This is a genomic window from Maribacter taeanensis, from assembly GCF_047345145.1.
Classification (GTDB): Bacteria; Bacteroidota; Bacteroidia; order Flavobacteriales; family Flavobacteriaceae; genus Maribacter_C.
The window spans coordinates 770,395-797,347 of record NZ_JBLFER010000001.1 but is presented as its reverse complement, the minus strand read 5'-3'; the positions used below and the strand labels follow the sequence as shown (position 1 = coordinate 797,347).

Here is a 26,953-nt window from a genome sequence, read left to right as displayed (position 1 = left end):
GGTTTCAGGTCTTTCTCTTACCGGAGATAGAACAGGAAGCATGAGTTCTTGGGTAATTACCGATGACCAAGGAAAGATTCTTGGACTTCCTCCAACACTTGAAGCAGTAGAAGGAGTAGACTTTGATGGCGCTGGTGCTGGTACATGTTTGATTTGGTATTTACGTTATGAAGAAGGACTAGTTGGTCTAGCCCCTGATTTAAATGCCAATGATTTACAAGGAACATTTGATTTATCAAACCCTGTAAGTGTTGTACGAACTGAAACCGAAGGAGGAACTTTAACAGGTGGTCCATTCTACTTCACGGTTGATGGCACTCCTGATATGGTATCCGGAATTGAATTGACTGGTAGAAGAGCAGGAACCAATAGTATTTGGGTCATTACCGATGAGGATAGAAATATCTTAGGAACGCCACCGAGTTTAGCTGCCGTAGAAGGTGTAGATTTCGATGGCGCTGGCGCAGGAACTTGCTTTATCTATCACTTACGATATGAAGATGGATTAACAGGACTTGCCGCTGAAGGTAATCTTGGTGATTTAGAAGGATGTTTCGATTTGTCAAATAGAGTGGAAGTAAATAGGTTAGGTGCACCTCAGGCTGGTGAGATAGTAGGTGGTCCCTTTGAGTTCTGCGTAGACGGTTCTCCAGATATGGTTTCAGGTCTTTCTCTTACCGGAGATAGAGCAGGAAGTATGAGTTCTTGGGTAATCACCGATGATCAAGGAAAGATTCTTGGTTTACCTCCAACACTTGAAGCAGTAGAAGGAGTAGACTTCGATGGCGCTGGTGCTGGTACATGTTTGATTTGGTATTTACGCTATGAAGCAGGACTAGTTGGTCTAGCCCCTGATTTAAATGCCAATGATTTACAAGGAACATTTGATTTATCGAACCCTGTAAGTGTTGTTCGTACAGAAACAGATGGTGGAACCTTAGTTGGCGGTCCTTATGAATTCATTGTTGATGAGGAACCTGATTTTGTAACTGAAATTGAACTTACGGGTACTAGAGTTGGTACTAATAGCATCTGGGTAATTACAGATGAGACGGGGAAAATTTTGGGAACACCTCCAAGTCTTGATGCCGTCAAAGGTGTTGATTTTAATGGCGCAGGTGTAGGAACTTGCTTCATATATCACATGCGTTATGAAGATGGTTTGGTAGGCTTAGAAGCTGATGCAAATCTTGATGCATTAGAAGGATGCTTTGCCTTATCTAATTCAGTTGAAGTAGTGCGCGCTGAGGAGACCAGTATAAGCGGAAAATCTAGCGTTTCTTTATTCCCATTGCCTGCAACTGATGTTTTAAATGTATCGTTGAACTCATTTGGAAACAGCGATGTTCGGGTTACAATGGTTGACTTAGCAGGAAATTCGATAAGGAATGATATGAAGAAAGTAGTCAATAAGGGAATTTCTTTAGATGTTCAATCCGTTCCCTCTGGATTGTATATTTTGAATATAACCAATGGAGAAGGCAAATCAGTCTCCAAAAAAGTGATCATTAGGTAGTTCTTTCGATAATGGTTAGTGTTTAAAAACACCTTAGTATGTCACTAAGGTGTTTTTTTATGCTTTTTGCAAAACCAAATAAAATCATAATACTTCTAACAAAACTATAAACAAGTATCCCCAAAAGTTTATTTGCTTGTGATTCAGCTGTTACTTCGCGGTGGTTAATTTGTTATGTAAAATAAAAACAATTTAATTACCATGAAAAAAGTAAACATTTTTAAGAGTACGCTAGCAGCAATGTTAGTATTTGGATTAACCTCATGTGAAAATGATGATTCGCCAGATGTAATTGCCGAGGCTCAGCAAGAAGAGCAAGCCGAAGAACAGCCTATGACCAACAATGTAATATCCGTAGTTATCAATGAGGTAAGATATCGAGGGGAAGACACCATTGAAATTTTAAACAATGGTACTGGTAGCATAGATTTGGCAGACTATTGGTTATGTCTTGGTCCCGGACAGTATGTTCAAATAGGATCGCTAACTCCAATCAGTGGAAGTATTGATTTACCGTCAGCTGAGTATTTAGTATTAAGTTATGATATTCCCGATGATCAAGGTGGATTAGGTCTTTATAGCACCAATCAATTTACAGATTCAAGTGCACTTGTTGATTTTGTACAATGGGGTGCAGCGGGCAGCGCAAGAGAAGATGTTGCCGTTGCTGCCGGTCAATGGGTTGCAGGTGATTTTGTTCCTGCAGTAGGCAGTGCAAACAGTTCCATAGCCTATGATGGTCAAGGAGATGTTGCTACCGATTGGAATGAAACTACTACATTAACCTTCGGCGCGGTTAACCAAATTACTGCATTGGTAGCTAGTAGTTTTAATGTAACTATTACTAACATTATCAACTATCTGGCGGTACAAGTATTCAATACTCCCGATGGAGCTGATACTCCTGGGCCAGTACCAAATAAAGATGGGTCTTATTGGTTTGATTTTCAAGCTACCCCAGGTTCAAAACTTAGTTTTGCTACAATGCAAGTAGTTTCAAATGATTGGTTCTATGCACCTACAGGTGCTGGCATTACTCTTTTTGAAAATGGAGTGCCTGTTACTGGTGATGTAACCAATCAAATTTATTTATGGGATTCTGGTACCGAAGAAGAAGACCCCGCAACCATTACATCAGTACCTGGTGGTGCAGAAGCTGGTGATCCTGATGATGACAACACAGTGCGTATCGTTACAACAGATGTGACATCAATGGTAAAAGTAACGTTGGACTATGAGGAGAGCACAAGGACGTTCAGGTTGTTAATTAAAAACCTAACAGGAGCAATGGATGTCAATGAACCAGTAATTTTGGCCCCTGGTATCGCTGTCGTTCACGCATTAGACAATCCCTTGTTTACTGAAGGTGAGCCAGAGCGAGAATTAGGCTTAGCAAAAATTGCTGTACAGGGTAATCCTTCTGATTTATACGGATGGTTTACTGAAACAGGAAGTACTGGTGCTCCATTACGATTATCTTCTTCGTATAGTGTATTTGCTCCAGCTGTGGTTTATGCTTTTGATTCAGAAAATGACCCTGTATTTACTCAAGGCGAAGCAGCAGTTGCGGGAAGTGGTATTGAGGAAAGTGCTGAAGATGGTAATAATCAAATCATTTTTGATTATATCAATACTACTTTAGGGATTCCAGTTGCCAAAAGTAATGAGGCAATGCCAATTGCACCCGGACAGAGTTTTACGTTTACTTTGGAAGATGTCCCAGTCGGTTATAAGTTTGGATTTAATACAATGCTTGTAAATACAAATGATTGGTTCTTAGCTTACAACAATACGGGATACCCTTTGTTTGATGAAAATGAGTCTCCACAAAGTGGAACCGGCGCCACCGAAAAATCTTATCTATATGATGCTGGAACCGAAGTTGATCAAGTTGTAGGATTCGGAGCAGATCAACCTATGCGCCAGGCAGGTCCTAATTCAGGAGCGGCTGATGAGAACACTTCAATTCGGAGAGTTTCCGAAATTGATGATGTTCAATTCGGAAAAGGTCTAATTAGTTCTGCGGCTGGTGTAGTAGGTTATGCGGATCCAAGAGGAGGTTATAATTTAATCAAGGTTACAATTACACCAAATTAAAGTTTTAGTTTATTAGTTGTTTTGCTCAAATTAAAAATGCCCATTGAATTTCTTCAACGGGCATTTTATTTTGACTGCAACTAAAAAAATTATTCCCAAGAATCGATATGATTGATATCATCAAATTTATAATCGCCTATGCGATCTTTTCTATATTTAAAGAGTAATAGGGTAGTACCTATAAGAACTAAAAACAAAGCTATTATAAGTATTCCTAGAGGTAAAAATGCGCCAGGTAAAACATGAAATTCATAATCCCAATATGTGGAAAATATATACATGCTTTCAAAAGCTTTATACACATAAACTAAGAAAATTACATAAAGTACATATTCCAAATTTCGCATTTGAGGATCAGTCATCTCGTCCTCCTTCACTTTAAACCATAGTACATAAAGATAGATAAGGTGGCCTACGCTTAGTATTGGGAAAATATAATTTACCGGCTTAAAAAAATAAAATTTGTTGGTGTAGGGTCCATAAAAATTAAAGATAATAAGTAGAAATAAGACAACAGCAGATGTTATCAAGGTGCTTTTTAAGGAGAATATCTTTAAAATAGTTTTCATTACTCGGGGGTTAAGGCTTGTTATGCCTATTCGGTGGTAAAGAACGGAACTCGACTATGTTTTATTTAAAAAATTCGATGAAGCGCAATGAATGTTGGGTATTGGCCAAAATACGTTGTGAAACGATTCTTGCGTGTTAAGATTCCACAATCTTTACCCTAAGAAATCCAATTACGCTGCGTGGCAATTTTAGTTAATATTACTAAAATACCAGCAATAATAATTATAAGAATTGGCATAATTGTACCCTGTATAATATCAAAGACCTCCGTGGCATTGGTTATAAAGAAATAATAAATCGTTCTAGATACAACAGCAATGATTGACAACCAAAATATGGGCATGGCCCATTTCTTTCTTAATAAAAGAGCAATACATCCTAAAGTCCCTGCAAATACTGCGATTGCATAAACGCCGGTCACCCAGGCTGGTTGATTTTCAAAAATGGCTTTTTGAGCTTCTGAATACGAGGCCATTATCTCGTCTTTCATATAAGCGTCCATGAGATAGGCTATTACACCCATTAAATTCCATAGAAGCGCCAAAACACTTGCAACCCAAAACCAAACTGGTGGTTTTGTTTTTATATTCGTTGACATATTAAATTGGTTTAGTTGATTCGTTTTTTAAATTACAAAAATTTCTTTTGCTGCTGAACCAATTTAATATCTAGTTTTGATAAAGATCCAAAACATATGGACTAAGAATGAAAAGAAGACGTTTTTTTTATTTGGTAAAGTTGCAGTACTTAGGTTTTCGTTATAGTGGTTGGCAAAAGCAGCCAAATCAGAAAACTATAGAGCAAATGCTTCATAAAACTTTAAAGTTCATAATGCCAGAAATGAACTATAAAATTCTTGGTGCCGGACGAACCGATGCCAAGGTATCTGCATTAGATGCGGCATTTGAGCTTTTTGTTGACGAACCCATTTCAGACTTTGATTTGTTTCTGGCGATTTTCAATAAAAACCTTCCACCAGATATACGTGTTATTGGTATTTCAAAAACTGATGAAACATTTAATGTCATTCAGAATAGCAAAGAAAAGGAGTATGTGTATTTGTTCTCTTTTGGAGAGAAGAATCATCCTTTTGCGGCTCCTTTTATTGCAAATCTCATTGATGAGCTTGATATTAACTTAATGAAGCAAGCGGCTAAATTATATGAAGGGGAACATGATTTTTCATGCTACACCGCTCGCATTCAAGAGAATACGCAATCCATTCGAAGAGTAGAACGCTGTGAAATCCGTAGAAATGAAATACTTGAGGCGAATTTCTTTCCTAAGACCTCTTATGCCTTGCATGTAAAAGGAAAAGGATTTATGCGCTATCAGATTCGTATGATGATGGGGGCTTTAATACAACTAGGTAGGGGAGAGCTTAGTTTTTCTGATATCGAAGAGTCCTTGAAAAGTGGAAATAAGATGCAACTAAGCTTTGTAGCGCCAGGTTCAGGACTATTATTAAATGAACTTCATTTTGAACAATAGCTTTACATGGCATTGGTAATTTTTGTACATTGTTGTTAAACCAGCTACAATGTCCTATTGGCTCTATATCGTATTACTTGTTATTGGCATTTATGTGGGCATAAGTGTTTTGCTGTATTTCTTGCAGGATTATCTGATGTTCAAACCTGAAAAACTAGACAAAGATTTCCAGTTTCATTATGAAAATCAAGAAGTAGATGAGTACAATGTAGAAACCCGCGATGGAGCTACTATTAATGGACTGCATTTCAAATCAAAAGAACCAAAAGGTGTTGTGTTTTATTTGAAAGGAAATTCTAAAAGCATGAAAGGCTGGGGTAAATTCGCCGTGGATTTCACCAGACACGGCTTTGATGTCATTATGGTAGATTATAGAGGTTTCGGTAAGAGTACAGGGCGTCGTACTCAAAAGGCTGTAAAGCGTGACCTTCAGGTTGTCTATAATAAAATTAAGGAGAATGTTGATGAAAAGTATGTGATTCTTTATGGTAGATCTTTAGGTTCTGGTTTTGCAACGAAATTAGCTTCAATGAACAACCCAAGAATGCTGATTCTAGATGCTCCATACTATAGTTTGAGTAAAGTGGCTAAGCGATACGTGCCATTTATGCCACTTTCGATTCTCATCAAATTTCCGATGCCAACCTATAAATGGTTGAAGTATGTGCAATGTCCGATTCATATCATTCATGGGACGGATGACAAGTTAATTCCCTATAAAACAAGTGTAAAACTATCAAAAATTAAACCCAAGTTAACTACGCTACATTCTATTATAGGTGGTGGCCATAAGAACTTAAACACATTCGAATACTATCATAAAGTTCTCGATGAAATTATCACCTCAAAACCAAAAAAGGTTAACTTAGAAGGCTCAAGTATTCATGTAAAACATTCTTCGAAAACAGCTAATGCGTAGATTAAAAAAAATTGGTATTGTACTTGGTGTACTTTACTTGTTACTGGTCGTCTCAACTTACTTTTTTCAAGAAAGACTCATATTTTTCCCCTCTAAAATGCCCATGCAGCATAAATATGATTTCTGCCAGCCCTTTGAAGAGTTTTTTATCGAAACAAATGATGGCGCAAAACTCAATGCGGTACATATTCAAAATAATTCTTCCAAAGGTGTAGCGCTGTATTTTCACGGAAACTCAGGAAATGTATCACATCTCGGTCACGTAGCAAATCTAGTGACCAGAAAGGGATATGATGCCATCTTAGTGGATTATCGGACCTATGGCAAAAGCACTGGAGAATTAAGCGAAGAAGCCTTGAACGCGGATGCACAATTGTTTTATGACTATGCAATGGAGCAATACGATGAAAACAAAATAGTATTGTACGGACGTTCTTTTGGAACGGGAATCGCTTCCCGATTGGCAGCAAAAAATAATCCTTGTCGTTTGATATTGGAATCCCCTTTTTCTAGTGCTGTAGATTTAGGAAAGCATCGTTTTCCTATTTTACCGGTATCATGGTTGTCTCAGTTCCGGTTTCCGTCAACGGAATATATGAAGGAGGTAAAATGTCCTATTTATATTTTCCATGGAACCGAGGACAGAGTAATTCCCTATAAGTTCGCTCAAAAATTATACGAATCCATTCCCGGTGATGGTAAAAAATTCTATACCATTGAAGGAGGAGGACATAATTATCTGCAAGATTATGACGCCTTTAAAAACGGGATGAATGAAGCTTTGAACTAAAACCTAATCAAACAAGCCAGAGGATAAATAACGATCTCCGCGGTCGCAGACAATTGATACAATAGTACCACTATCTAAGGTTTCCGCAAGTCGAAGTGCCACAGTAGCAGCACCGCCACTGCTCATTCCTGAGAAAATGCCTTCCTCTTTAGCCAATCTTCGCGCCATAGCACGAGCTTCTGTTTCACTCACCTCTTGTACTTGATCTACTTTGTTCGCATCAAAAATTTTAGGCAAATATTCCTGTGGCCATTTACGAATTCCCGGAATCCGAGAACCATCTGTGGGTTGTACCCCAATTATTTGAACATTTGAGGACTGTTCTTTCAAATAGGTTGAAGTACCCATTATAGTTCCTGTTGTGCCCATGGAAGAAACAAAATGTGTGATTTCACCTTTAGTGTCCTTCCAAATTTCAGGCCCAGTGGATTTATAATGTGCTTTCCAGTTGTCATTGTTGGCAAATTGGTTCATCATTATACGTCCTTCATTTTTCACCTTACTTTCCGCATAATCGCGTGCACCTTCTATTCCATCGGGAATTAAAGTGACTTTAGCTCCGTAAGCGCGCATGGTTTGAACCCGCTCCTTAGTCGCCTTTTCGGGCATGACAAGTTCTATGTTCAATCCGTATATACCCGCAATCATAGCAAGAGCAATACCTGTATTACCACTGGTCGCTTCAATCAGTTTCGAGCTTTTATCAATATCTCCGCGTTCGAGCCCGCTTTTAATCATATTGTAAGCCGCACGATCTTTAACGCTCCCACCTGGATTATGTCCCTCTAACTTAAAGAGCAATCTTACATTCGGATTGGTATTCAAGACCTTTGATTCCACCAAAGGCGTATTTCCTATTAAATCTAATAAACTATGAGGCATTGACTTGGGTTTTGATTTTGATTTCAGGGGTATGAAAAACTGTAGAATTCGCAGGAACAGACTCCGTTAACCAGGCATTTCCGCCAATCACTGAATTTTCACCAATAACCGTTTCGCCTCCTAGAATGGTGGCGTTTGCATAAATGGTAACATTATTTTCAATCGTAGGATGGCGCTTTGTTTTTTGAAGGTTCTTCGCAACGAAGAGTCCTCCTAAAGTAACTCCCTGATAGATTTTTACATGGTCTTTGATAATTGCCGTCTCACCAATAACAACCCCAGTACCATGATCAATATGGAACGAATTTCCAATTGCTGCACCTGGGTTAATATCCACTCCAGTTTGCCGGTGCGCATATTCGGTCATTAACCTTGGAACCAATGGAAACCCTACTTCATAAAGCTCGTGGGCCAAACGATAGATGGCAATAGCATAAAATCCAGGGTAGGCCATATAGACTTCTTCGATAGACAATGAAGCAGGATCACAGTTTACGGTCGCTTCTGCATCTAAATTCAAACGTTCTAAAATGGTCGGTAGCTTTGCCACATAGTTTTCCCATACTTTTTTACAGGGTTTCTCGGTATCCCAACAAGCAAGATTTACCAAAACATCAAATTCAGCTTCAAGTTTGTCTAAGTTAGTGGCTACAGGAGTTTCAATGTCAAATAAAGTATAGAATAAAAGATTTGTAAATACTTCTGTGCGCTCTTTCAGCTCATATCTCAGGTTTGGCTGCTTTTTGTGCTCTTTTATCTTTTCAATTATTGACTTTTTATCCATAGACTTACTAGGTTAGTTCTAATAATCACCAATATTACAAGATTGATTTTTTTTAATGGTTAACTTTAACTCAAATTTATATCAATTAAGTCGCATGCAGAACAATGTAATTACGCCCGCAGTTTTCTCTTTTTTAAAAAAGTTGGAAAAGAACAATAATCGAGACTGGTTTACAGAGAACAAAAAAAAATTCAAATCTTTAGAAGCAGAAATGAAATCCTTTTTTAATGCTTTAGGCGAGGGAGTTAAAACACACGATGAAATCGAGCGGGTGAAGGTTTTCAGAATTTATAGGGACGTCCGCTTTTCGAAAAACAAGACTCCCTATAAAATCAACTTTTCAAGTTCTTTGTCAAGGGCAGGGGCAAAGCTTAGAGGTGGATATTATACGCATGTACAACCCAATAATGCTAGCTTTATAGCTGCCGGCTTTTGGCAACCCAACAAAGAAGATTTGTTCCGTATTCGTAAAGAACTGGAACTAGATGCTTCTGAGTTTCGAGAAGTTATTGGAAATAAAAAATTCAAAAGTATTTGGGGAGATTTAGTTGGTGACGAGGTGAAAACTTCGCCAAAAGGGTTCGATAAGTCCCACGAAAATATTGACTTGATTAAAAAGAAGCAGTTTATTTTCACACGAAACTTTACAGACAAAGAAGTCTTGGACCCTGATTTCCTTAAAGAAGTGAGTAACTCGTTTAAGGCAATTAGACCTTATTTTGATTTAATGAGCGATGTTTTGACCACAAATTTGAATGGGGAATCCCTTTTAGACTAGGACTATCTTTTCAAAAAATTGAATTTGGTCTTGAATTCTTTTAATGACCATATTCATCATACGCTTATTCAATGCAGATGAGTTATGCGTATATATTTCGTATTCCTCTATGGTAAATTGCCCCATAACCATTCCTTTTAAAGAGTTACGAAATTTAAGGTCTTTTTGAATGGCGTGGGCAATATAATCAAGCCGTTTTTGAACGGTTAGTTCGTAGAAAGCATTTTTGCGTTTGCCTATGTAGTTTTGAAAAGCAAATAGGAACAAATCATTCTGCAACTTGATAATCGGACGCAGGGTTTCGTTCTGAAAACGCTCTTCATCACTCATATTATCAGTAATCTTGGCGGATGAAATTTGGGGGCGGATCTTCTTAAGACTATGGGATCTTTCATTCATCATGTCAGGTTTTACATAAAGATAGGTATAAAGTCAAACCCTATCGGAACTCATTTTTTTAGTTCTTAACGGGTTATGAACAAGAAAGCCACTCGGAAGAGTGGCTTTCTTTAAAGTTCCAAATTTTAACTATTAGCTTCCTAAAAAAGCTTCAAAAGTTTTTATTTTGAGCCCCTCTTTATTTTTCATTTTTTTTCTGAGTTTCTCAAAATCGGACTTTGCCCCTGAGAATTTTTCTGAAATAATTGTCAAATTCTCCAAATCTGATGCCGATGGTTTATCGTAGGTGTCCGCTACCTTACTATACAAAGCGGCCATTTTACCTCTTAATTCAGGTGGCGCAGCTGCGGTATAACCATCACCGGTAGTAACTACTAAGGTTTTCTTAAGGGTGTTCAGCTTAGCCGCAAGCTTCTTGTTTTTTACTGCCTCCGCTTCAGCAATATAGGTATCTACTTCATAAACCAAATAAGCCAATTGCTGAGTCATATCATATAGTTTTTGGGCGGTCTCATTTTTAAGTTTTCTATCCGCTTCAGTCAAGGTCGAATTCTGATCATATACCAACTCAAATGGGTGTGTATAGGTATTCTTTCCTTTGGTAATAACTACTTGATACTTACCCGCAGGTACAGTATGTGAAGCAAACCCACTGCGGGTGAACGTAATTCCTTTGGCTATTTTGGGGACCTTTTTAGAAAAGTTCCAACTTACAATATTGATGCCTTTTGACTTTCCTGGGCCTAATTCGGCTACCATATTTCCATTCATATCTTGTACTTCCATCGTCATTTTTCCAAAAGTATGTCGCTTTTTTAGATGGTATTTGAATTCAATATCTTTAGTCTTACTAGCTCCTACAAATTGAGTTTCTGAACCAAAATTACCAGAGAAGTCGCTTTTTTCATTGATAACTGTTGGTGCATTGGCAAAGAAATGCAAATCTTCCTCTAAAACAGCTGAGTTTATTTCTCGTAGGGGAGATATGTCATCTATGATAATAACTCCTCTACCATGAGTACCCATAACCAAATCATTGGTAGCTTTTTGTAAATCAATAAAGTGCACAGCAACTGCAGGCATATTATTTGTAAACTTTTTCCAACTTTGGCCACCATCTGTGGTTATATATAATCCGAACTCTGTTCCTAAAAATAGTAAGTCCGGATTCACATAATCTTCTTGAATATTCCGAACAAAACCGACTACTTCATCAGTAATTATACTTTTCCAGGTTTTTCCGAAATCGGTCGTCTTATAGGTATAAGGTTTCATATCACCAGTATTATGGCCTTCGAACACAGCATAGGCAGTACCTTTATCGAATGTGCTTGCTTCAATGTGATAACACCATGTGTTTTTTGGTAAACCAGGAACATTTGCAATGGTATTGTTCCATGTTTTGCCGCCATCTTGAGTCACTTGTACATTTCCATCATCCGTTCCTACCCAAATTACGTTCTCATCTAAAGTAGATTCTGCGATTGTAAAAATAGTCGTATGGTTCTCTGCTCCTGAATTATCAGTGCTTAGGCCTCCTGAATCTTTTTGATCTTGTTTTGTTGGATCATTCGTCGTTAAATCGGGCGAGATAATTTCCCAAGTATCGCCCATATCTTCGGACTTATGTAGATATTGACTTCCTGTATAAAATCGATCAGGTTGGTTTTGACTTGTGGCTATTGGCGGATTCCAATTAAAGCGAAGCTTGTCAATATTTTTTGTCTGCAAGGGTTGTACAGTTTTTACTAGTTGTCTATCAACATCATAACGCCAAATAATTTCAGCATTATAAACTTCTGAATAAATTATGTTTTTTGTGGGATGTTTTAATACTCTAAAACCATCACCACCGCCAACGGAGTTCCAATCTCCTGCATTCACGCCACCAGGAGAGGAGGATGGGCCGTACCAAGAGCCGTTATCTTGTAATCCACCATAAACATTATAGGGAGTTTCATCATCTACGCTAACATGATAAAACTGTGATAGGGGAAGGTTTTCTACTATTTCCATGGTCGTACCACCGTCCCATGAACGATAAATTCCCCCGTCGGTACCACAATACATGATATCTGAATCTTTGATACTGAAAGCTACATCGTGAATATCACTATGCATAAAACCTAGATTCTTAAAGGTTTTACCACCATCTCTAGATATCGAACCACTTAAGCCACCTTTAACTACAACATTTTCATCTCGTGGATCAACAACAATTCGAGAAAAATAGAAAGGTCTAACCGTAATTTCGAAATCGTTATTTAATTGTTCCCAGCTATCACCGGCATTATCACTTCGATATAATCCTTTTTTCTTTTCTTCTTCTGCTTCAATTACTGTATATAAGACATTGGTGTTACTTGGTGCAACAGCTATTGCCAGACGCCCCAGTTTCCCAGCGGGAAAACCATCATGAATTTTGTTCCAAGTTGCGCCAGCGTCCACAGATTTATAAAGTGCACTATTATTTCCACCAGAATCAAAACTCCATGCGGTACGACGAAATTCCCACATAGAAGCATATAAAACATTAGGATTTTTAGGATCCATTGCTAAATCAGCAGCACCCGTCTTTTCGTTTACATAAAGTATTTTATTCCAAGTTTCACCTGCATCATTTGATTTATAAACACCTCGTTCTTCATTATCACTCCAAAGTGCTCCTAAAGCAGCAACATAAATCTCATTTGAATTTTCAGGGTTCACAATAATATTGGCGATACGTTCTGATTTTTCTAATCCAATTTTTTTCCAATTCGCACCACTATCGACAGATTTGTATAGTCCGTCACCTATAGAAACACTATTTCTAGTCCAAGTTTCACCTGTACCCACATAAATAACATTGTCCGGATTATTTGGGTCTAAAGTAACTGCACCTATAGATTGGCAATATTCATCGAAAATGGGTCTAAAAGTAGCACCACCGTCTTTAGATCTCCAGACTCCGCCACCAGCCGTACCTGTATAAATTATTCGACCATTAGTTGGGTGTATTTCTAAATCATTTATACGGCCACTCATACCTGCTGGGCCTATATGTCTGGCAGTCATATCTCCGAATAATGCTTTACCGCTATTCGGTTTATTTTGAGCAAAACTTGTGGTAAAATGAAGCAATCCACAAATGAGCAAAAAGCTAAGAATGTTTTTCATAATATGTTAGGGTTGGGATTAAACAAAAAAAGGCCCTTAAAAAGGGCCTTGAATTTAAGTTGTATTATTTTTTTTCTTCTACTAATACGTCGGGGAAAGCGAATGAACCTTCAACAACTTCAGGATTCAACTGAATACTTTCAATATTCATAGGTGCACCAGGTTGGCCTTTCACGCCTTGACTCATAGAAAATGGGAAATACATACCATCAACCTCTTGATAGTCACTCATGGTAACAAAAGAAACCATTCCTTTTCCCGGTCCAGATTTTACTTCCGATTCAACTGCAATCGGAACAAAGTTTTCGGCATCAAAATAGTAGAAAGAAACGTCTTCTTCTTCTTTTCCATCAACCTTTATTGGTTCTTTAACCAATTTTATTTTAAAGGTTTCAGCACCATCTATGGTTTCCTTGCCTAATAATTCAACAACATAGCCTTTTTCTTTATAGTCAATAAAGGCATCAGGAAAATCATTTGTATTTAACTTAAAATTAGCCGTGGCCTCTGGATCACTTTTTTCTGCCTTCATGGTCATAAAATTTGTACTCCAAAGCGTTTCACCATCAAATACATTTTGTTTCATTTCATTCCCTTGAATACTTATTGATGTCATTTGACGTCCGTCACTTAATTGAATAACCTCTACAGGGAATTCCATCCCCTGTTGATTCATCTTTATATTCATTTTAATGCCTTTTATAGCTTTTAAGTTTTCAAGACCGCCAACGTTCTCAAAATAAGTGGTTAAAATTTCATCAACAGTTTGCGCTTGAGTAGGCAATGCAAAGGCCATGATGAATAATACAATTCCAAGTTTTAGTGTTTTCATTTTTTGTATTTTAAAGTGTTCTATTCTTTAGTATCAAATATAGAGCGATTGTTACATTAATTCTTATTTTTTTTAAATTCTTCATCTAGTATGCATCCTATTTAGGTGTTAAACTGTATTTTTAAATTTAACTCCATTAGTGTATTATGAAATTCGGAAAAGTAGAGCAACCTGAGGGTATTGATTTTACAATGCCAAAAGACCATCCGGATACTGAGGTGGTTTTGGCTCGTACAAAAAGTGAGGCAGCACCTAATATTTTTGTAGGATGCGCTAAATGGAATCGGCAAGATTTAAAGCAATTCTACCCACGAGGCACAAAAGACGAATTGGCTTACTATTCCACTCAGTTTAACTGTATTGAGTTGAATGCTACTTTTTATAGGATATTCCCAGCGGAAACCTATCAAAAGTGGTATGATAAAACTCCGGAGGATTTTAAATTCTTCCCTAAAATAGTTCAAAACGTGAGTCATTTGAGACGTTTAAATGACCAAGCCTATCCGGTTCTGGATGAGTACCTTAACGTTACTTCAAACTTAAAGGATAAGTTAGGAACCATATTTCTACAAATGCATGGAAACTTCGGACCTAAAAATTGGGATAGAGTAGTGCGCTTTGTAGAATATTGGCCTAAGGAATTTCAACTATCAATGGAATTTCGTCACACTGACTGGTTTAACGACGAAAAAGTAGCACAAGAACTATATCATCTATTGGAGGAAAACAATATTTCAAACACTTTGGTCGATACTGCAGGAAGGCGCGACATCATGCACATGCGCTTGACTAACAATGAAGCTTTTATTCGCTATGTAGGCGCAAATCACCCTACGGACTATACCAGATTGGATGATTGGGTGGAGAAACTAGCAGATTGGACAAGCAAGGGATTGAAAAACATCCATTTTTTTGTTCACCAAAATATGGAATTGGAATCTCCCTTATTATCTGTTCGTTTTATAGAAAACTTAAACAAAAAACTAGGATGCAAACTTAAAGTACCTAAAACGCTTCACGATTCAGGTCCTACTTTGTTTTAACCCTTTTGCATCTCCGCAGCAACCGCTTGAACTTCATCTAAAACGCGCATCAGGTTGCCTCCCCAAAGCTGTGCAATTTCATCTTCAGTGTACCCACGTTTTACGAGTTCTAAGGTTACATTGAAAGTTTCCGAAGCATCGGACCAACCTTCAATTCCGCCACCGCCATCAAAGTCAGAACTGATACCTACGTGGTCAATTCCGATAAGTTTCACCATATAATCGATGTGGTTTACAAAATCACCAACATCAACTGCTGGAGGCAAACCGGTCATGGTTTTGGTCTTTGCATCTACAATTCCTCTTACCTGCATATATTTTGTAATAAAGGCATCGCGTTTGTCTGTAGGCAAGGCCATAACTTCCTTGCGAGATATTGATTCCATCCCCATTGAATCCATAACTACTTTTTCAATCTCTTTAATTTTCTCCGCACGTGCCTCATGCTTTTCCGTATTTAAATACGAACTGAAAGCAACTGTTTGCACTACGCCACCATTCTTTTTCAGCATTTGTAACTGGTCATCATCTAAATTTCTACTATGGTTGCAAAGTGCTCTGGCAGATGAATGAGAGGCAATAAGAGGTGCTTTTGAAAGTGCAATCATTTGATTAAAAGCTTCTTTGGAAGGGTGTGACACATCAATCATTATCCCAAGTCTATTCATCTCTTTTACAGCGTCTTTGCCTAAATCACTTAAACCATTATGTAACCATAAACTATCTGCTTCTCCTGTATTGGAATCTGAAAATTGGCTATGTCCGTTATGTGCTAATGAGATGTATCTAGCCCCCAATTCATGGTACTTTTGAAAGTTTGACATATCGGTTCCGATGGGATAGGCATTTTCAACACCAATCATAGCAACTTTTTTGCCGGCAGCATCGATACGCTTAACATCTGCAGAGGTCAGTGCTATCTCTATTTTCTCAGGGGCTATGTCCTCACAGAGCTTATGAATCGCATCAAATTTCGAAATGGCATTATCCTTTGCTTTCGCATACCCAGCGTCAGTCAAAGAATCTTGACCCGTGTAAACGATTAACCAAGCGACATCTAAACCTCCTTCTTCCATCTTAGGAAGATTTACTTGTGTATCCAATCTTTGGGTATAGTTAATACTATCCGTAAAATTCTTCACATTGATATCATCATGTGTGTCAATTGTGATCACTTTTTCGTGAATCATTTTAGCACGGTCTTCTAAGCTCATCTCTGTTTTTTGTTGAGATTCACCGCACGAATAGGCTACTAAAAAAGTTAATACTAGCAAGTAATTTTTCATTTTGTAAGAGTTTATACATACAAATAAAGCCATTTGACAACAATAATGGAAACCTAGGTAACATTTAATTGTACGAACTGCTTTATTTCAAGACTTTTACCCAGAACCGTTAACATAATTTTATAAACAAACACGCCATATTAATGTAAGAAAAGTATTGAACTATTTTTTAACCAATCGTCCCCCCAGATAAATTGAACCCAAAAGACCTACTTTCCCAACTAACTCGTTTAGAGCATACGCTGAATGATTTTTCATTTGAAGAATTAACAGCTGCGGAGGCATCTCGTCTCAAAAAATCTTTTCAATCCTTTAGGGTCAGCTTAGAAAGCAAAATATTCACACCCTCCAGTTCCTACGGTAGTACTGCCAATATTCATATTCAGGAAGATTCATCATCCAAAGAAGTAAAGAAAAAAGATATTCAATCTCCAAATGCTGACATGCTTGTAGCAAAGGTTAGCCACGAAATTAGAACACCTCTTAATGGAATTATAGGATTTGCCGATCTCTTAAAGGAAGATAAATTATCAAAAATTCAGTTAGAACGGGTTAATGCGATTCAAACTGCATCTTACTCATTAATGGAAATCATCAATGAGCTACTTGAATATTCTAAGCTTTCTGCTGGATTGGAGCAATTTGAATCGGTTGATTTTAACCTGAATAGTGTTGTCGACAATGTTATGTATTTATGTGATACACTTATCACCGATAAAAATATTGAACTACTAGCCACTATCGATGATGAAATCCCAGAGGGATTAATCGGTGACCCATCTAAACTATCACAAATACTCCTAAACTTGGTCGGTAATGCCGTAAAGTTTGTTGAAGAGGGTAGTATTCACTTAACTATTGAATTAAAAAAACAACGCGGAAACCATCTATTCTTAGCGTTTTCCATTGCTGATACCGGTATTGGAATTTCAAAAAATAATCTAGAACATATTTTCGATTCTTACAAGCAGGCTGAATATGATACACAGGTAAAGTACGGGGGTTCCGGACTTGGCCTTAGCATAGTCAAGCAAATTATTGATAATCTCGGGGGGGATATATCAGTAGATAGCAGGCTTGGAGAAGGAACGATATTTCGTTTCATGCTTCCCTATACAAAGGGAAGCATCGAAAATATCATGACTAGAGATTCGTCTAAAAGGATCAATAGTAATGAGTTCGAAGCTGTCAAGGGCTTACATATTCTTGTTTTTGAGGATAATGTAATTAATCAGAAGTTGATTGCCCAGCGTCTTAAGTCATGGCAATGCAAAACCTATGTGACCGATAATGCATTATACGGTTTGAATCTTCTTGAAACCAATAAGATTGACATGGTTCTTATGGATTTAAAAATGCCTGAAATGAGTGGTTTTGAAGTAACCCAGCTGATTCGTAAAAGTAAAATTGAATCTGTTAAACAAATACCCGTAATCGCTGTTTCGGCTGACTTTACAGCTCAAGACCATACAAAGTGCAAGGAGTATGAAATCAATGACTTTATTCTAAAACCTTTTAGTCCCGATGAATTGTTAACCAAGTTGGTAAAACACAAAAATCGTATGAAAACAACACTCACATTCGAATCGAAAACTATTAATCCGGAAATGGAATTGTATTCAGATGCTACGAAAATCAATCTTTCTATAATCCTAGAAGATTGTTTGGGGCAAATGGATCTATTAGAAGAGCTAGTAATACTATACAAGCAAAATGCATTAGAGTTTATCGGTATTGTAAAACTGAATCTTGAGAATGAAGATTTAGAAGAGGTAGCTTTTGCAGCGCATAAAATTAAATCAGGACTTGCCATGATGCAGTCCAAAAGCTTATACACTATTGTGGAACAAATTCAGAAAATATGCAAAACCAATGGTGACCGTAAACATTTGAATTTTTTACATAATTGTTTTGTTGAAGAGTATCCGTTGGTTGAGAAAGCTATCGATGAACAAATCAAAGCACTGAAGAACAACTAGTATTATGAATAAAAAGAGGCTTTTACTTGCTGAGGATGATGAATTGCTGGCCGAGCTACTAAACTTCCGTCTTGAAAAAGGTGGATACGAAGTTAAGTTAAGCTGTGACGGCAGAGAAGTAAAAGAACATCTTGCTGAGTATTCGCCTGATCTGATTATTAGTGACATTATGATGCCCTATTTCTCGGGAATGGAGCTTATTGATTATGTGCGTAAAGAATTGAATCTCAGCACGCCGATAATTATCATATCGTCGGCAGGTAATGAAGAAAATGTATTAACGGCCTTTGAATTAGGCGCAAACGATTTTATATCAAAACCGATTAGTCCCTCGGAACTGATAGTCAGAATAGAAAGAGAGTTACAAAAAGTATAATTTGAGTTTATACAGCCAAAAATATAACCAATTTCCTATGATAACGGCCCCAAAAATCCATACGGATTTATTGTGGGACCTGTCATTCCTGTTTATTGGGTTGGCTATAGTATACTTTATTTTTGTTTTCTTCTACCGCAATCTTCTTTCCAAACGTTCGTGGCAAGTAAAAGAACGAAAAAGAGAGCTTTCGCCTATGATTAGCGAGTTTCTCTTTTATGAAGAGGACGCCTCTAAAGATGAGAAAAGCAATTATGTAAACCTTAAAATTGAAATACGTCAATTACTAAAAGATGATTTTAATCGTAAGGTACTTTCGGAAGTATTACATGACTTAAGAAAAGATGTTTCTGGTGAAACTCAAAAACGACTTTTCAAGTTATATCAAGACCTTGGCTTACATAATGACAATTTTAAAAAATTAAAGAGCTGGCGTTGGGAAGTTGTTTCCAAAGCAATTCTTAACCTTACTCAAATGCAGGTTGCTGAGGCTTATAGTTTTGTTACCAAATTCATTAATGATAAAAGAGTAACCATTCGTAAACAGGCTGAAATAGCAATAGTTACTTTGAAACCAGAGGGGATCAATTATTTTCTAGATACGACGAAGTATAAAATTTCTGAATGGCAACAATTAAAGTTGATGGATGTATTACGGAATGTGGAGGATTATCAACCACCGCAATTTAAAGCATGGTTGACTTCAACCAACCGTCATGTGGTACTTTTTGCCTTACGTTTAATAAAATTCTATAATCAGAATGATGCTGATTCTGCTCTAATTGAGCTAGTTAAGCATAAGAATAGCCAAATTAAAGAGGAAGCCATTGCATGCATAAAGGAGTTTCGAATTGAAGAAGCACTTCCGACTTTAAAGCTAGTTTTTTGGAAAAGTTCAATAGATGTAAAAATTTCCATTCTAGGTGCAATAGGTACATTAGGTAATGATTCAGATATTGAGTTTCTACAACTCATTGAAAAAAAGGAAGCCAATTTCTCCGTTAGAAGCAAAGCACATAGCAGTATCAATGCGATAGCGCCTGGTAGTATCATGCCTTCGAAAGGTGTAGTAAACTCTGCAAAGTATACTATTCCAGAGGATATCAAAATAGAAGTGGAAGAGGAGGAGGAATTCGATGAATTTAATATAGAGCCAATTGCAGAAATTGAACTTTCAACTCATAGCATTGAGCAAATTCAAGAGATATGTGCTCCTCAAGAAGAGGAAGCAGAGGAAGTTACGAATACAGAATTGAACCTTCCGAATGAAACCACAGACCCAAAAGAAGATATAATTGATAATGAAGTTAAGACCGATGTCATGAAGGAAAATCAAGAATCTTTAAACCAAGAAAATATCGAACCAATTTCTGAAGAATCCTTACCAAAAGAGAATGAAACACTGTCTTTTGACTTTTTACCATTTGTTGTAGAAGAAGTTTTAGAAACCGAAATAATTAGCACTGAAGAAGACGCTAAGACGGATTTAAATGATATGGTTGTACATTTTGAGGAGGTCATTATTCAAAAAGGCAAGCCTTCTTTGGAAATCACAGCAGAAGAAATTGCTTTTCTTCCCATTGTTACTGAAATGATTGAAGAATCATATGTAGTTGAGGCTATTAAAGATCAATCCGAACATATAGCCCTTGTGAGCCAAATTGAAATCACATTCGAAGAAGTATCAAGTACTCAGAAAGATTTGACCGTAAGTCCGCAATTGGACTATTCAGAATACAGTACTGCTAAAATTTTAGACACTACAGTTGTTTTTGAAGAAATTCTAGAAAGTGAGAACGAGTACCAAATCGACCCGTATTTTCTATCAGTTTCACCTGATAGTCCCCAAGAAGATACTATGGATTCAAAATCCAATGTAGATCATGAACCATTACAATCCTATGACAAGATGGAATCTCAAGAGGAGCAAAATTTTAAAAAAATCATTAAGGACCTGATCGGCTTTAACGCTAACGAACCATCAAATAAAACAGATGAAGAGGCTAACAATTGGCCTTTACTAGAATTTGGGGATGAATTTGTGGATACCAGTAATACTGCTGAAGTCGATTCTGAAGAGACCACGGAAAAACAGGAAGCAGATACGGAAGATGAAGTTATGGAAGTACCAGCTAAAGTAGAGCTGACCATTCCAAAGGCTATTCTAAGTGATGAGATTTTTGATGAAATCATCGAATATAAAGAGGATACCGAGGAATCACGTATGCAGCTGCTTGATGATTTGGCGGAAATGGGTGATGAGCGCGAGTTACCACTTTTAAATGAGTTGCTAGTAAATGAGAAGTATACAACCGTAAAAGATCGTGTAAAAATTCTGATTAAAAGATTTTCTGAGCAAGAAGAAAAGCCAGAACCAGATACTTTACTGAAGCCTTTTAATGTTTTCGAAGATTTATTTCGAACATGTGATACAGAAGCCAAACTCATACTTATGGATGAAATAGTAGCTGTAGGTGATGAATCTGATATAGATTTCTTAGAAGGCCTTTTAGAACATGAAGAAAAGCAAATCAGCAACAAAGCTGCGCAAGTCCTGGAAGAACTAAGGATTGTGCTTTCTATTGCCCCTGAGAAGTCCATAACTGAAGCGTCCTCAATTGGTTTTGAACAAACGGCTACTTCCAAAACGGAAACCCTAAAAGAGGAGGAAACTCTAGCCGAATACGATTCCCTTATGGAAGAGTTACAAATTCAACCGCCTCAAACCCCAGAAATTTTTGAGTTGACTTTCGAGCTTACGGAACCTTTGAAGAAAGCTAAGGAAAGTAATTCAAAAGAAAAGAGCGGAAACTCCGAATCATTTCTAGGCCAAATATGCGCCTTCTCCAATAAAATCATTGATAAGTTGAATGGATAGTGGTATTTCAAATATCGTTCTAGATTATATAAACATTGTCTTCTTTTTGTTTACTCTGGTGCTGTTTACCATGTTTACGGCAATGGCCTATTTTTCAACGAGAAATTCCATTCATTATAAAAACAAGAACAGCTTTAATGACCTTTCAAAGGTTATGGCTTCGCCCTTGGCACCTAGTATAACGATTATTGCTCCAGCCTATAACGAGGGACTAACCATTGTTGAGAACATTCGGTCTTTGATGTCTTTGAAATATGTGAACTACGAGGTCATGGTGGTAAATGATGGGAGTAAAGATGACACTTTACAGAAGATGATTGATGCCTATGATTTAGTCAAAGTGGAGCAAGAAATCGACCCAAATTGGAAGAGCAAGCCCATACGGGGAATCTATAAATCTCCACATAAAGCATTTTCAAAACTTACAGTAATTGATAAGGAAAATGGAGGGAAGTCGGATGCCTTAAATACGGGAATGGCGCTTTCGTCAAGCAAATACGTCGGTTGTATTGATGTGGATTGCTTGTTGCTTCCAGATGCCTTATTGCATGTCGTCAAATCATTTTACCGTCGTTCTGAGAAAAAAGTAATTGCCGTTGGAGGAGTAATTCGTGTAGCAAACTCTTGCGTTATAGATGGTGGTCGGCTTGAAGAAATTCGCTTGCCAAAAAATTGGTTAGCCAAATTTCAACTCTTAGAATATACACGCTCATTCATTCTTGGAAGAATGGCATGGGGGAGAATTGATAGCTTATTAATTATTTCTGGTGCTTTCGGATTCTTTGACCGCGAAATCGCCCTTGAAGTGGGAGGCTATGATACGGCTACAGTAGGAGAGGATATGGAAATTATCTTCAAGATGCGACGCCATATGCATGACCAAAAAATTCCATATACCATAGAATACATTCCAGATCCATTATGTTGGACGGAAGTACCTGAAGACCTTAAAATATTAGTCAACCAAAGAGACCGATGGGCGCGGGGTAACCTAGAAACGTTATTCAAGCACAAAGACATGTTCTTCAATTCTAAGTATGGGAGACTAGGTTTATTGAGCTATCCCTATTGGTTTTTCTATGAATGGTTAGCTCCCTTATTGGAGTTTTTCGGATTGATTACCATCGTTTTATTCTGGTATTTGGGAATTTTGAATTGGGATTTCTTTATAGCTATTACAGCTACAGTTTACCTGTATTCCATCATGTTCTCATTCTACGCCATTCTCTGGGATACCTATTCTTATAACGAATACAAGAAAACCAAAGACATACTAACACTCATGTTTTGCGCGATTATCGAACCCATAGTTTTCCACCCGGTGGTTGTATGGGCAGCGGTACGTGGTAATTATAAAAAATTGTTCCGAGTGAAATCCGGTTGGGGTTCGCAAGTACGTAAAGGCTTTGCAAAAGCAACCTAAAGTAGAAAAATGAATACGAGTAAAATAGATAGATATACCTTAAAACAATACACAAGATTGATAATCTCATTCTTTGTGGTTTTGTTGGTGCTTACTACCTATCAATACACGACGCTTTACTTTAAGGGAGTTGTAGATATTATATTTGGTTCCAGCTTTTTTAATGCAGCTGTGCACCAAATTGGTTATGCTTCTTTGATTGGCGTTATACTGGCATTTCCGTTTAATTTTTGGGAAAACTTAAGACCCAGATACGGCTTTAATCTTGTTTTCGTAGTTCTCATTCTTCTGCTTATAATTGAGGCGATGCTGATTAGTTATTACTGTACGGCATTGGTTCCGTTGGGTTCCGATTTATTGGGCTACAGTTTTTCAGATATCAAAATGACAATTGCTAATTCTGGTGGTATGTCCATTTCATTGGTAGTGGGAGTTGTGGTTATCGTAGGTATGTTCTTCGGATTGTACAAAGTGACCTCAAAATACTATCACTTTATCAGTAAGATGTACCCGTTTACTATTATTCTATTCAGCTTGTTCATAATGACTCTTTTCATGGAAGGAAAGCCGATTAACCAGAACAAAACGCAGTACTTGGCTTTGAATCTTTATGATACGTCTACGGAGGATACTTCGTATAAAGCCGATGTGGAATATCCTCTGATAAAATCCCAGCAAATTGAAAATGTATTGGGGGAATATTTTGAACTCAAAGAAGAAAAGCCCAATATCGTATTCGTTATGGTAGAAGGCCTAGGAAGAGATTTTGTTGGAGAAGGAGCAGAATATGGTGGATTCACACCCTTTTTAGACGACCTAAGTACAAAATCATTGTACTGGGAAAACTGTTTGAGCAACACGGGAAGAACTTTTGGTGTATTACCATCCCTGATGGGCTCACTTCCTTTCGGGAAAAGCGGATTCATGGAGTTGGAAAAGTATCCGAACAAATTGACTTTGTACAGTATTTTAAAGAATAATGGATATCATACCTCCTTTCTGCAAGGAACCAACAGTTCCTTTGATAATGTAGATAGATTCCTTCTTAGCGAGAATGTGGATTACGTATTGGATAAATCCGGATTCGGAAACCAATACACCTTACAAGAAGAAGATGCAGCAGGTTCTACATGGGGATATCCTGATAAAGAACTATTTAAGAAAAGTATGAGTATTCCTAGGGATGCAGCGCAGCCCAGAATGGAGGTATATATGACCATTAGTACTCATGAACCTTTCTTGCCGCCTAACCAAGACTATTACGAGAGCGAAGTTGAAAAGATAGTAGATAAGGGAAACTATCAAGGGAAAATTAAAAAGGTAATCGAGAAAAACGATAATGTTTTTGCAACCTTACTCTATACAGATGATGCCTTAAAATATCTTTTCGAAGAGTATAAGAAACAACCGAACTATGATAATACCATTTTCGTTGTTACCGGTGATCATAGATTGATTCCCATTCCGCAGCGAAACAATCTGAGTCGTTTTCATGTGCCTTTGATGATTTACAGTCCGATGTTAAAGAAAACCAGAAAGATGAGTGCATTGAATTCGCATTTCGACGTGACACCAACCTTATTGGCTTTACTAGAAGCAAAGTACGAACTCAAAACTCCTAAAAAAGTAGCTTGGATGGGAAGTGCGCTTGATATGAACGAAGGATATCGATCTATCAAAGACATTCCCTTAATGCGGAATAAAAATGAATTGAAGGAATTCGTTGATGGCGAAAAACTCTTTTCAGATGGTTCTGTTTATGACATCGATGAGAACATGGACTTAGGTACTTCTTTCGGTGGCTCAAAAGGAGAATCGAAGTTAAAGAACTTCAAAGCGATGAACGCCTATGTAACTGCAAATGATAAGATTATACCAAAAGATATGGCGGTTTTTGCAGTAAAAGAGGAGAAATTCACAGATAGCGAAATCATTTGGCTGAATAGTGTTTATGACGGACAAGATTCAGACCGAGGTTATTTCATTGCTAGAGACTTTGCTTTTGATAAAGAATTTGATAAATCACTATTGTTATGCAGATATATCTTATCGATGGCACCAAGTCATATTGACACCAAAATACTCACAGGAAGAGTAAATGTATGGCGGGGAAATTATAAGTCCTCCATAGAAATTTTACAGGAATGTATTCGAATGAATCCCAATTACATCGATTCATATTCGGCACTGTTTGACGTATACTTTTGGTCTGATAGACATCTTGAAGCTCTAGAGCTAGTAGAACTTGCGCAGCAAAACAGTTCAAGCGTGAATGAAATTGCCGATAAAATTGCAAGAGCAAAAAAACAAGCTAGAAAGCATGGAGTAAGATTGGCTCAAAAAGCGCCGAAAGAGCAAACAAAAGAAACCGCAGCATTAGTATTTGAAGAATAATGTACCTAAAAAAATTACATAGCGTTTTGTTCTTCGGATTGCTTTGCTTTATTGGTAGAGGTCAAGATATCGCCTATAACGATGTGAATGATACTCCGTATGCCAAGGCTCATAATCTCGCCTATGAAGGCAAGCATACAAACGCAAAAGATATACTTCTTCAGGTCGTTGCTAAAAACCCAAAAGATTTAGAAGCACGTGCACTATTAGCTAGCACTTATAGCTGGAATGGCCAATATGCTAAAGCAAGAGATGAATTCAATAAAATAACATCCGTAGAAAGAACAAATAGCGCCGTTTGGATTTCAGCCATAAAGAATGAATTATATGCGAACCAAAATGCCACAGCCCTAGGATTAGCGAACAAAGCTTTGTTTTATGTAAAAAAGAATACTGAAGTCGAAAGGTTACTTAAAATTGCCATAGAGCGAATTCAGAACAAGAAATACACTGAATTGGGATGGCACAACACAAAATCACCTCTTAAAACAAAAGCGTCTAAAAAGAAGGCAAAGAAAAAAGATACGTCAAAGGAGAAAGAAGTAAAACCGGAAACAAAAGAAACAAAACCTGAAAATGCGAATGAGGATAAAACGCCGGTAGCAAAAGAAGTATTAAACAACCGAATTGCCATTCGAAACGCGTTTACGGTATTTGACCAGCGCTACGACCCTGCGATTTATTCAAGTGTGTCGCTAAGGCGGCAAACTCAGGCAGGAAGCTTGATTCCTAGAATTAATTATAGCAACCGCAATGGTCAGCATGGTGTTCAATACGATTTGGATTTCTATCCTAAATTTTCCAAACGTTTTTATGCCTATTTAAACTACGGATATTCCAATGCTTCAATTTATCCAAATCATAAAATGGGAGGGGACCTATATGTCAACCTACCAGGAGCTATGGAGTTTTCAGCAGGTGGACGCTATATTAGTTTTGCGACTAGAAACGTAACAGTTTTCACCAATTCCATAGGGCATTATAGAGGAAATTATTATTTCTCTCTGCGTTCTTATATCCGTCCAAAAGAAAACGATTTAATCGGAGTATCTGGTAATCTACTCGTTCGTAAATACCTTAAAGACGCTGAAAATTTCTTTGGAATTAACGTCGGCATGGGCTATTCTCCAGAACTACGTCAGCTAATTTCTGGTGATGAACTTTTGGCAGAAACACTGTTGTACGTTGAATCTCAGCGCCTTAGCTTTGAATATCAATTTACAGGCAAGAGCACTACCAATTCGTATCGTGCTAACATGGGCGTAACGCGTCAAGAATTTGCATTTGCAGCGGGTACTTATTTCTGGGGGGTTTCTGCGGGATTGACGTATCAGGTGAAGTTTTAATTCAAGCCAAT

21 protein-coding genes are annotated in these 26,953 nt (G+C 37.5%); 13 read left to right on the top strand and 8 right to left on the bottom strand.

What is annotated here, in order from left to right:
* Positions 1-1,516, top strand: a 1,516-nt coding sequence (locus ACKWCD_RS03430) for a T9SS type A sorting domain-containing protein (RefSeq protein WP_413982532.1), incomplete at its 5' end; no start/stop codon positions are given.
* Positions 1,517-1,717: 201 nt separating this feature from the next.
* Positions 1,718-3,613 (top strand): spondin domain-containing protein, encoded by a 1,896-nt coding sequence (locus tag ACKWCD_RS03425; protein WP_413982531.1) that lies wholly within the window; start codon positions 1,718-1,720, stop codon positions 3,611-3,613.
* Positions 3,614-3,702: 89 nt separating this feature from the next.
* Here ACKWCD_RS03425 and ACKWCD_RS03420 read toward each other — a convergent pair whose 3' ends face one another.
* Complete coding sequence (locus ACKWCD_RS03420; RefSeq protein WP_413982530.1) at positions 3,703-4,182, bottom strand: hypothetical protein; 480 nt, start codon at positions 4,180-4,182, stop codon at positions 3,703-3,705.
* A 158-nt stretch (positions 4,183-4,340) separates the two neighbouring features.
* Complete coding sequence (locus ACKWCD_RS03415) at positions 4,341-4,781, bottom strand: hypothetical protein (RefSeq protein ID WP_413982529.1); 441 nt, start codon at positions 4,779-4,781, stop codon at positions 4,341-4,343.
* Between the two features lie 107 nt (positions 4,782-4,888).
* Here ACKWCD_RS03415 and truA point away from each other — a divergent pair, with 107 nt between their 5' ends.
* From truA to ACKWCD_RS03400, 3 genes are read left to right on the top strand one after another with little or no spacing between them, the layout of a single operon-like run.
* Positions 4,889-5,674, top strand: coding sequence for a tRNA pseudouridine(38-40) synthase TruA (truA, locus tag ACKWCD_RS03410; RefSeq protein ID WP_413982528.1), 786 nt, complete (start codon positions 4,889-4,891; stop codon positions 5,672-5,674).
* Between the two features lie 49 nt (positions 5,675-5,723).
* Complete coding sequence (locus tag ACKWCD_RS03405) at positions 5,724-6,593, top strand: alpha/beta hydrolase (protein ID WP_413982527.1); 870 nt, start codon at positions 5,724-5,726, stop codon at positions 6,591-6,593.
* Entirely contained in the window at positions 6,586-7,383 is a 798-nt protein-coding gene (locus ACKWCD_RS03400; RefSeq protein WP_413982526.1) for an alpha/beta hydrolase, read from the top strand. Before ACKWCD_RS03405 ends, ACKWCD_RS03400 begins: the two co-directional genes overlap by 8 nt.
* 3 nt (positions 7,384-7,386) lie before the next feature.
* On the opposite strand, the gene cysM is transcribed toward ACKWCD_RS03400, so the two are convergent.
* Complete coding sequence (gene cysM, locus ACKWCD_RS03395) at positions 7,387-8,265, bottom strand: cysteine synthase CysM (protein WP_413982525.1); 879 nt, start codon at positions 8,263-8,265, stop codon at positions 7,387-7,389.
* Entirely contained in the window at positions 8,255-9,049 is a 795-nt protein-coding gene (gene epsC, locus ACKWCD_RS03390; protein ID WP_413982524.1) for a serine O-acetyltransferase EpsC, read from the bottom strand. The genes cysM and epsC overlap by 11 nt, the downstream gene beginning before the upstream one ends.
* Positions 9,050-9,143: 94 nt before the next feature.
* Between epsC and ACKWCD_RS03385 the strand changes: the two genes are divergently transcribed.
* A complete protein-coding gene (locus tag ACKWCD_RS03385) occupies positions 9,144-9,827 on the top strand; it encodes a DUF2461 domain-containing protein (protein WP_413982523.1) in 684 nt (227 codons plus the stop codon).
* Here the strand turns inward: ACKWCD_RS03385 and ACKWCD_RS03380 are convergent.
* From ACKWCD_RS03380 to ACKWCD_RS03370, 3 genes are all read right to left on the bottom strand, one after another.
* On the bottom strand, positions 9,819-10,226 hold the full coding sequence (locus ACKWCD_RS03380; protein WP_413982522.1) for a glyoxalase: 408 nt from the start codon (positions 10,224-10,226) through the stop codon (positions 9,819-9,821). The genes ACKWCD_RS03385 and ACKWCD_RS03380 overlap by 9 nt on opposite strands.
* A gap of 132 nt (positions 10,227-10,358) precedes the next feature.
* Complete coding sequence (locus ACKWCD_RS03375) at positions 10,359-13,385, bottom strand: WD40/YVTN/BNR-like repeat-containing protein (protein ID WP_413982521.1); 3,027 nt, start codon at positions 13,383-13,385, stop codon at positions 10,359-10,361.
* Positions 13,386-13,449: 64 nt separating this feature from the next.
* Entirely contained in the window at positions 13,450-14,217 is a 768-nt protein-coding gene (locus ACKWCD_RS03370; RefSeq protein WP_413982520.1) for an outer membrane lipoprotein-sorting protein, read from the bottom strand.
* A 146-nt stretch (positions 14,218-14,363) separates the two neighbouring features.
* Between ACKWCD_RS03370 and ACKWCD_RS03365 the strand changes: the two genes are divergently transcribed.
* Complete coding sequence (locus ACKWCD_RS03365; protein ID WP_413982519.1) at positions 14,364-15,260, top strand: DUF72 domain-containing protein; 897 nt, start codon at positions 14,364-14,366, stop codon at positions 15,258-15,260.
* Here the strand turns inward: ACKWCD_RS03365 and ACKWCD_RS03360 are convergent.
* The gene (locus tag ACKWCD_RS03360; RefSeq protein WP_413982518.1) at positions 15,257-16,546 is read right to left on the bottom strand and encodes a dipeptidase; all 1,290 of its coding nucleotides are present in this window, start codon (positions 16,544-16,546) and stop codon (positions 15,257-15,259) included. The two genes, ACKWCD_RS03365 and ACKWCD_RS03360, sit on opposite strands and share 4 nt — an antisense overlap.
* Positions 16,547-16,740: 194 nt before the next feature.
* On the opposite strand from ACKWCD_RS03360, the gene ACKWCD_RS03355 reads away from it, so the two are divergent.
* From ACKWCD_RS03355 to ACKWCD_RS03330, 6 genes are read left to right on the top strand one after another with little or no spacing between them, the layout of a single operon-like run.
* Positions 16,741-18,525, top strand: coding sequence for an ATP-binding protein (locus ACKWCD_RS03355; RefSeq protein ID WP_413982517.1), 1,785 nt, complete (start codon positions 16,741-16,743; stop codon positions 18,523-18,525).
* A 4-nt stretch (positions 18,526-18,529) separates the two neighbouring features.
* Entirely contained in the window at positions 18,530-18,901 is a 372-nt protein-coding gene (locus ACKWCD_RS03350; RefSeq protein WP_413982516.1) for a response regulator, read from the top strand.
* A gap of 37 nt (positions 18,902-18,938) precedes the next feature.
* Complete coding sequence (locus ACKWCD_RS03345) at positions 18,939-21,779, top strand: HEAT repeat domain-containing protein (protein WP_413982515.1); 2,841 nt, start codon at positions 18,939-18,941, stop codon at positions 21,777-21,779.
* Positions 21,772-23,202, top strand: a complete 1,431-nt coding sequence (locus ACKWCD_RS03340) for a glycosyltransferase family 2 protein (RefSeq protein WP_413982514.1) — start codon at positions 21,772-21,774, stop codon at positions 23,200-23,202. Before ACKWCD_RS03345 ends, ACKWCD_RS03340 begins: the two co-directional genes overlap by 8 nt.
* Positions 23,203-23,211: 9 nt before the next feature.
* Positions 23,212-25,596: a sulfatase-like hydrolase/transferase gene (locus tag ACKWCD_RS03335; RefSeq protein WP_413982513.1), complete on the top strand. Its 2,385-nt coding sequence runs from the start codon at positions 23,212-23,214 to the stop codon at positions 25,594-25,596.
* Positions 25,596-26,942: a YaiO family outer membrane beta-barrel protein gene (locus ACKWCD_RS03330; protein ID WP_413982512.1), complete on the top strand. Its 1,347-nt coding sequence runs from the start codon at positions 25,596-25,598 to the stop codon at positions 26,940-26,942. The genes ACKWCD_RS03335 and ACKWCD_RS03330 overlap by 1 nt, the downstream gene beginning before the upstream one ends.
* The last annotated feature ends 11 nt before the right edge of the window (positions 26,943-26,953 follow it).

Bases quoted from the DNA above. Each gene is read 5' to 3' on its own strand.
- ACKWCD_RS03425 (WP_413982531.1), top strand. From the start codon at position 1,718: ATGAAAAAAGTAAACATTTTTAAGAGTACGCTAGCAGCAATGTTAGTA.
- ACKWCD_RS03420 (WP_413982530.1), bottom strand. From the start codon at position 4,182: ATGAAAACTATTTTAAAGATATTCTCCTTAAAAAGCACCTTGATAACA.
- ACKWCD_RS03415 (WP_413982529.1), bottom strand. From the start codon at position 4,781: ATGTCAACGAATATAAAAACAAAACCACCAGTTTGGTTTTGGGTTGCA.
- truA (WP_413982528.1), top strand. From the start codon at position 4,889: ATGAAAAGAAGACGTTTTTTTTATTTGGTAAAGTTGCAGTACTTAGGT.
- ACKWCD_RS03405 (WP_413982527.1), top strand. From the start codon at position 5,724: ATGTCCTATTGGCTCTATATCGTATTACTTGTTATTGGCATTTATGTG.
- ACKWCD_RS03400 (WP_413982526.1), top strand. From the start codon at position 6,586: ATGCGTAGATTAAAAAAAATTGGTATTGTACTTGGTGTACTTTACTTG.
- cysM (WP_413982525.1), bottom strand. From the start codon at position 8,265: ATGCCTCATAGTTTATTAGATTTAATAGGAAATACGCCTTTGGTGGAA.
- epsC (WP_413982524.1), bottom strand. From the start codon at position 9,049: ATGGATAAAAAGTCAATAATTGAAAAGATAAAAGAGCACAAAAAGCAG.
- ACKWCD_RS03385 (WP_413982523.1), top strand. From the start codon at position 9,144: ATGCAGAACAATGTAATTACGCCCGCAGTTTTCTCTTTTTTAAAAAAG.
- ACKWCD_RS03380 (WP_413982522.1), bottom strand. From the start codon at position 10,226: ATGAATGAAAGATCCCATAGTCTTAAGAAGATCCGCCCCCAAATTTCA.
- ACKWCD_RS03375 (WP_413982521.1), bottom strand. From the start codon at position 13,385: ATGAAAAACATTCTTAGCTTTTTGCTCATTTGTGGATTGCTTCATTTT.
- ACKWCD_RS03370 (WP_413982520.1), bottom strand. From the start codon at position 14,217: ATGAAAACACTAAAACTTGGAATTGTATTATTCATCATGGCCTTTGCA.
- ACKWCD_RS03365 (WP_413982519.1), top strand. From the start codon at position 14,364: ATGAAATTCGGAAAAGTAGAGCAACCTGAGGGTATTGATTTTACAATG.
- ACKWCD_RS03360 (WP_413982518.1), bottom strand. From the start codon at position 16,546: ATGAAAAATTACTTGCTAGTATTAACTTTTTTAGTAGCCTATTCGTGC.
- ACKWCD_RS03350 (WP_413982516.1), top strand. From the start codon at position 18,530: ATGAATAAAAAGAGGCTTTTACTTGCTGAGGATGATGAATTGCTGGCC.
- ACKWCD_RS03345 (WP_413982515.1), top strand. From the start codon at position 18,939: ATGATAACGGCCCCAAAAATCCATACGGATTTATTGTGGGACCTGTCA.
- ACKWCD_RS03340 (WP_413982514.1), top strand. From the start codon at position 21,772: ATGGATAGTGGTATTTCAAATATCGTTCTAGATTATATAAACATTGTC.
- ACKWCD_RS03335 (WP_413982513.1), top strand. From the start codon at position 23,212: ATGAATACGAGTAAAATAGATAGATATACCTTAAAACAATACACAAGA.
- ACKWCD_RS03330 (WP_413982512.1), top strand. From the start codon at position 25,596: ATGTACCTAAAAAAATTACATAGCGTTTTGTTCTTCGGATTGCTTTGC.